Origin of the sequence: Ferrovibrio sp. (genome assembly GCF_035304305.1) — a bacterium.
Lineage (GTDB): Bacteria > Pseudomonadota > Alphaproteobacteria > Ferrovibrionales > Ferrovibrionaceae > Ferrovibrio.
The window spans coordinates 1-6,360 of record NZ_DATGQG010000148.1; the positions used below are offsets into that span (position 1 = coordinate 1).

Sequence of the window (6,360 nt, forward strand, 5' to 3'; positions counted from 1 at the left end):
AGGCGAACATCAGCACCATGCAGAGGAAGCACCAGGCGGCGATCAGGTAATAGACCTCGATCTGCGGGCCGAAGCGCACGCCCCACAGCGTCAGCATCTTGGTGCGGTTCGCCGTGATGCCTTCCTCGCCGCCGAAGAAGCCGCGCAGGATCAGCGACAGGGAGGCGATCAGCTCGCCCAGCCCGAGCGAGATCATGGCGAAGACCGTGCCTGCGCGCCGGGTCGAGACGGCGCCGAAGATCACGCCGAACAGCAGGCCCATGGCGCCGCCGGCCAGCGGCAGAAGCGGCAGCGGGATCGGCAGCTTGTCAGCCGCGATGGTGTTCATCGCATGCACGGTGAGGAAGCCGCCGAGGCCGTAATAGACGGCATGGCCGAAGCTGAGCATGCCGGTCTGGCCCAGCAGCATGTTGTAGCTGAGCGAGAAGACAATCATGATGCCCATCAGGCACATGGTCGTCAGCGCGGCGCCGGAGGTGAAGATCTTCGGCAGCACCAGCATGATGACGGCGGCCAGGATCCAGATGCCGTAGCGCTTCAGCAGGTCGAGCGGCTGCGACCGGGTGGCGGGAATGGCATTGACGCTCATCGCTCAGGTCTCCCGCGTGCCCATCAGGCCCGTCGGCCGGAAAATCAGGATCAGCACCAGCATCAGGTAGGGAACCACCGGACCGACCTGCGCCACGGTGACCTGCCAGAGATCGTTCAGGATGCCGTCGATCGGACGGGTGATGCCGAAATTCGCCAGGAAGTCGCCGAGCGAGTAGTTGATCGCGATGGCGAAGGTCTGGATCAGGCCGATCAGCAGCGAGGCGATGAAGGCGCCGGACAGCGAGCCCATGCCGCCGAACACGACCACCACGAAGAGGATCGGCCCGAGGGTCAGCGCCATGCTCGGCTGGGTCACCAGCGCCGGCCCGGCGATCACGCCGGCGATTGCCGCCAGGCCGGAGCCGAAACCGAAGACCATCATGAAGACCTTCGGAACGTTGTGGCCCAGCATGGCCACCATGTTGGGATGGGTCAGCGCCGCCTGGATGATCAGGCCGATGCGCGAGCGCGTCAGCACCAGCAGCAGCACGATGAAGATCGCCACCGAGATCAGCAGCATGAACATGCGGAAGGCCGGGTAGGTGGTCTCGAACAGGGTAAAGGCCGAGAAATCCAGCGCCGGCGGGACCCGGTAGTCCACCGGCAGCTTGCCCCAGATCATCTGTACCAGTTCCTCGATCACGAAGGCGAGGCCGAAGGTGAAGAGCAGCTCGGCGACATGGCCCCATTTGTGGACCTGGCGCAGGCCGTAGCGTTCCACCGCGGCACCGATCAGCCCGACCAGCACCGGCGCCACGATCAAAGCGACCCAGAAATTCATCCACTGGCTGATCTGGAAGCCGAAATAGGCGCCCAGCATGTAGAAGCTGGCATGGGCGAAGTTCAGCACGCCCATCATCGAGAAGATCAGCGTGAGTCCGCTTGCCAGCAGGAAGAGCAGCATGCCGTACAGCACGCCGTTCAGCGTCGAGAAGATCACCAGTTCGAGCAAGCGGGCCCCCGTTTCAAAAATACTCGGCGGTACTCAGACATGAAACGGCCCCGGATTCCAGTCAGGTGTATCCGGGGCCGCGTCTCATCGGCTCAGCCCGTCAGCTCGGCTTCGCCATCTTGCAGGTGGTGGCGACGTCGGTATCCGCCATCGGGATCTTCGCCGTCGTCTTCCAGCCCCAGCCGGTGCCTTCCTCGTCGAACTTCATGTCGCCGCTGACCGGGGTCAGCACCGAGATGTACATGTCCTGGAAGAACTGGTGGTCCTCAGCCCGCATATAGGCCTCGGCGCCGTAGATGTCCTTGTGGCGCATGCCGCGCAGCTTCTCGGCGAAGACCTTCGGGTCGTTCGACTTCGCCTCGTTCATCGCCCGGGCGAGCATCTGCATCTCGTTGCGCACCCGCGGATACCACCAGCCCTGGCCGGCGGATTTCTTGCGGAAATCCTCCTCCCAGGCGTAGTTGTCCTTGGTGTTGATGTTGGCATGGCCTTCGGTGATCTGGTGCACCCGGTCCTTCAGGCCGGTCTGCTTGATCGCGGTGGGGCCGCCGGCGCCGCCGCCGTAATAGGTGTACCAGTCGACCTGCAGGCCGGCATCGGCGGCCGCCTTGAGCAGCAGCGCCATGTCGCTGCCCCAGTTGCCGGTGATCACCGTGTCGGCGCCGCTCGCCTTGATCTTGGCGACATAGGGCGAGAAGTCGGTGATCTTGGCCAGCGGATGCAGCTCGTCGCCGACGATCTGGATGTCGGGCCGCTTCGCCTTCAGCATCTCGTTGGCCGCCTTCCGCACGGCCTGGCCGAACGAATAGTCCTGGTTGATCAGGTAGATCTTCTTGATGTTCGGCTTGTCCTTGATGTAGCTGGTCAGCGCCTGCATCTTGATGTCGCTGTGGGCATCCCAGCGGAAATGCCAGTAGCTGCATTTGTCGTTGGTGAAGGCCGGATCCACCGCGGCATAGTTGAGGTAGACCACCTCCTTGCCGGGATTGCGGTCGTTGTGCTTGTTGACGAAGTCGATCATCGCCGCGGCGGCGCCCGAGCCGTTGCCGAGCGTCAGGATGCGCGCGCCGGCATCGATCGCCTTCTGGGCCGCGATCACGGTTTCCTGCGGCGACAGCTTGTTGTCATAGGTCAGCAGCTCCATCTTCTGGCCGTTCACGCCGCCGGCCGCGTTGATCTTGTCGATCATGTACTGGAAATGCTTCACCCCGTGCTCGCCGATCGGCGCCATGGCGCCGGACAGCGGATCGATGAATGCAATCTTCACCTGCGCCATGACGGGCGCAGCCATGAAACCGACCGCGAGTGCGGCGACGGCCATGCCTGTACCGAGACGAGTCGGCATCATTTCCTCCATCCAGTTATGTTACGGCGGCTTCCGGTCCGCCGATCCGCCGCTTGATGCGGCGAATTCCGTTGATTTCGAAGGCCCCGTTTTCAGTCCACGATGGCCGCATAGATCATGTCGCGGAGCAGCGCCCTGTAGGGCACGCGCTGCTTCGGCGACTGCATCATGAAGACCACGAACATCTCCTCTTCCGGGTCGACCCAGAAATAGGTGCCGCCGGCGCCGCCCCAGTAATAGTCGCCCTCGTTGCCGGGCAGCGGCGCAACGCCGTCGCTGAGCCGCACGCCGAAGCCGAGGCCGAAACCATAGCCGGGGCCGGGCAGGTAATAGGGACCGGGCTTCACGCCGTCGCCCATATGGTCTGCCGTCATGTAGGCGACCGTGCGCGGGCTCAGATAGCGCTTGCCGTCAAGCTCGCCGCCGTTCAGCAGCATCTGCAGGAAGCGGGCGTAATCCATCGCCGTGCCGGTCAGGCCGCCGCCGCCGGATTCCCATTTGCCGGGCGTGCGCGGGTCGAAGAACATCACGCCGCCGCCCAGGCTGCGGTCGTTCTCGAAGGCTTCGGCGATGCGTTTCTGCCGGTCCGGATCGGTGACGTAGAAGGCGGTGTCCTTCATGCCGAGCGGCTCGAACAGCCGCGTGCGGAACACCTCCGACAGCTTCTGGCCGGCGATCACCTCCACCGCGCGGCCGAGCACGTCGGTGGAATAGCTGTAATCCCATACGGTGCCGGGCTGGTAGACCAGCGGCTGCTTGGCGATCAGCTCGACGAATTCCTCGTTGGTGTAGTCGCCGCTCTGCAGGTTTTCGCGGTAGAGCTGCTTGACCGCGCCCTCACCGAAGAAGCCGTAGGTCAGGCCCGAGGAATGGCGCATCAGGTCGTGCAGGCTGATCGGCCGCTTCGCCGGCACCAGTTCCAGCGTGGTCTTGCCGTTACCGTCCGGCTTCTCCACGCCGACCGACAGCTTGGCCAGCGCCGGCATGTATTTCGCCGCCGGGTCGGCCAGGGTGGCGCGGCCTTCCTCGATCAGCATCATCGCCGCCACCGAGGTGATCGGCTTGGTCATGGAATAGATGCGGAAGATGCTGTCGCGCTGCATCGGCGTCTTCGACACCGGGTCCTGCAGGCCGATCGCCTCGAAATAGGCGATCTTGCCCTGGCGGGCGACCAGCAGCACGGCGCCGGGAATGACCTGCTTCTCAACATCGGCGCGGATGCGCGCCTCGATACGGCCGAGCCGCTCCGACGAGAGACCGACCTCTTCCGGCCTGGTGCGCGGCAGTTCCGCCGCGCCCGTCGTGAAGGGAACCAAGAAGACACAGACCAGCGCAAGCGCTGCAGCGAACGCCCTCATCGAGTCTCTCCCTGTCTGCGCTGCTATCGCAGCGCTTTCTTTGTCTTTTTCTTGGCGTATATGATTGTCGGACAATCGGACGCGAGTCAATGATACCTTGCGCTGACTGGGAGCCGCGACTGAATTGCAGTAGATGACAACGGAATGAATCGCGCGCGGCGCCGGTCAGATCCCGCCGAGGGGGACTAAATGTCTGAAGTGGTTGAGAAGTTTTCGCGAATCACGCCGATGCCGGCCTACCAGATGGTGGCCGAGGCGATCGAGCGCGAGATTCTCTCGGGCCGACTGAAGCCCGGCGATCCGATCGGCACCGAGGCCGAGTTGGTGCGTCAATTCGGCGTGAACCGCTCCACCGTGCGCGAAGGCATCCGCCTGCTCGAGCATGGCGGCCTGGTGCAGCGCGATTCCAGCCGCCGGCTTTCGGTCGGTCTGCCGCATTACGACCGGCTCGCCACCCGCGCCACCCGCGCGCTGGTCCTGCACGAGGTCACCTTCCGTGAACTGTTCGAGGCGACCATGGTGCTCAGCATTGCCTCGATCGAACTTGCCGTGGAGCGCGTCACCCAGGAAGAGATCGACAGGCTGGATGCCAATATCCGCGCCACCGAGGCGGCACGCGACGACATCGCCACCATCGCGGCGCTGGACAGCGAATTCCACATCATGCTCGAGAAGGCCGGCCGCAACCGTGTGCTGGAACTCGCGCGCGAGCCCTCCAACATGCTGATCCATCCCAGCACCCAGGCGGCGCTGGGCGGCACGCCCTACGGTCCCGACAGGCTGATCGAGGCGCACCGCATGCTGGTGGAGTCGCTGCGCCGCCGCGACAAGGATATGGCGCGGACCTGGACGCGGCGCCATCTCGTCGACTGGCGCAAGGGCTTCGAGAAAGCCGGCCTCGACCTCGACCAGCCCGTCGACCTCGTCACGGCCCGAGCTGACTGACCACATACAAAGTGTGTCATGTCATGGCCGGGCCTGACCCGGCCATCTACGAATCAGACCACGGGCGGCAGTCACATCCGGCAGGTGCTCGGCAGCGCGGTATCGGCGGCCTTCACGATGCCGGCGGTTTTCCAGCCCCAGCCGGTCTTCTCCTCGTCGAAGCGCATGTCGCCTTCCAGCGGGCCGAAGGAGGCGATGACGAGGTCCTGCAGCACCTGGTGATCCTGCGCCCGCAGCGTGGCGATGCCGCCATACATGGTCGGTCGCGACGCGCCCTTCAGGGCGGCGGCGATCGCCTGCGGCTCGGCGCTGCCGGCCTTCGTCACCGCATCGTCCAGCATCTCCATCAGCAGCCGCGCGCGCGGCACGTTGAAGCTGCCGCCGAAGCGGGACCGGTAATCCGCGTCCAGGCTGTCGCTCATCGTCATGTTGGAATGGCCTTCCATCACGCCGAAGACGCGATGGGCCAGCCCGGTCTGGCGCACCGCCGTCGGACTGCCTATGCCGCTGGCGTAGTAGGTGTACCAGCCGGCCTGCAGGCTCGCTTCGGCCGCGGCCTTCAGCAGCAGCGCGAGATCGGTGCCCCAGTTGCCGGTGACCACGGCGTCGGCGCCGCTGGCACGGATCTTCGCCACGTAAGGCGAGAAGTCGGTGATCTTGGCCAGCGGATGCAGCTCGTCGCCGACGATCTCGATATCCGGCCGCTCGGCCCTGATCATCTTCAGTGCGGCGGCGCGCACCGCCTGGCCGAAGGAGTAATCCTGGTTGATCAGATACAGTCTGCGAATCTGCTGCTGCGTGCCGATGAACTTCGCCAGCGCCAGCATCTTCATGTCGGCATGGGCGTCGAAGCGGAAATGCGCCGGCTGGCATTTCTCGTTGGTCAGCGCCGGATCGATCGCCGAGATGTTGAGGAACAGCGCGCTGCGCTCCGGTGCGCGCTCGTTATGCTTGGTAATGAACTCGTTCAGCGCGCCGGCGGCGGCCGAGGAATTGCCGGCGACGATGATGCGGATGCCGGCATCGATCGCCTTCTGCGCCTGGATGATGCTTTCCTGCGCGTTCAGCTTGTTGTCGAAGCCGGTGATCTCGTAGTTCCGCCGGGGCGTCGAGAGCCGCTCGGCCATGAATTTCAGGTGGTTCAGCGCATTCTCGGTGACGGCAGCCGC

Annotated in this window: 6 protein-coding genes; 1 reads left to right on the forward strand and 5 read right to left on the reverse strand. The window is 64.6% G+C overall.

The annotated features are described in order from the left end of the window. From VKZ87_RS16030 to VKZ87_RS16045, 4 genes are all read right to left on the reverse strand, one after another. Nucleotides 1-589, reverse strand: a 589-nt coding sequence (locus VKZ87_RS16030) for an ABC transporter permease subunit (RefSeq protein WP_414655659.1), incomplete at its 3' end; no start/stop codon positions are given. Nucleotides 590-592: 3 nt separating this feature from the next. After that, nucleotides 593-1,543, reverse strand: coding sequence for a branched-chain amino acid ABC transporter permease (locus VKZ87_RS16035; protein ID WP_324222272.1), 951 nt, complete (start codon nucleotides 1,541-1,543; stop codon nucleotides 593-595). 100 nt (nucleotides 1,544-1,643) lie between these two features. Continuing rightward, on the reverse strand, nucleotides 1,644-2,891 hold the full coding sequence (locus tag VKZ87_RS16040; protein ID WP_324222273.1) for a branched-chain amino acid ABC transporter substrate-binding protein: 1,248 nt from the start codon (nucleotides 2,889-2,891) through the stop codon (nucleotides 1,644-1,646). 89 nt (nucleotides 2,892-2,980) lie between these two features. After that, a complete protein-coding gene (locus tag VKZ87_RS16045) occupies nucleotides 2,981-4,246 on the reverse strand; it encodes a serine hydrolase domain-containing protein (RefSeq protein WP_324222274.1) in 1,266 nt (421 codons plus the stop codon). 189 nt (nucleotides 4,247-4,435) lie between these two features. On the opposite strand from VKZ87_RS16045, the gene VKZ87_RS16050 reads away from it, so the two are divergent. Continuing rightward, entirely contained in the window at nucleotides 4,436-5,191 is a 756-nt protein-coding gene (locus VKZ87_RS16050) for a FadR/GntR family transcriptional regulator (protein ID WP_324222275.1), read from the forward strand. Nucleotides 5,192-5,262: 71 nt separating this feature from the next. Here the strand turns inward: VKZ87_RS16050 and VKZ87_RS16055 are convergent. Continuing rightward, nucleotides 5,263-6,360: ABC transporter substrate-binding protein (locus VKZ87_RS16055; protein WP_324222276.1), on the reverse strand; the 1,098-nt coding region annotated here is incomplete at its 5' end.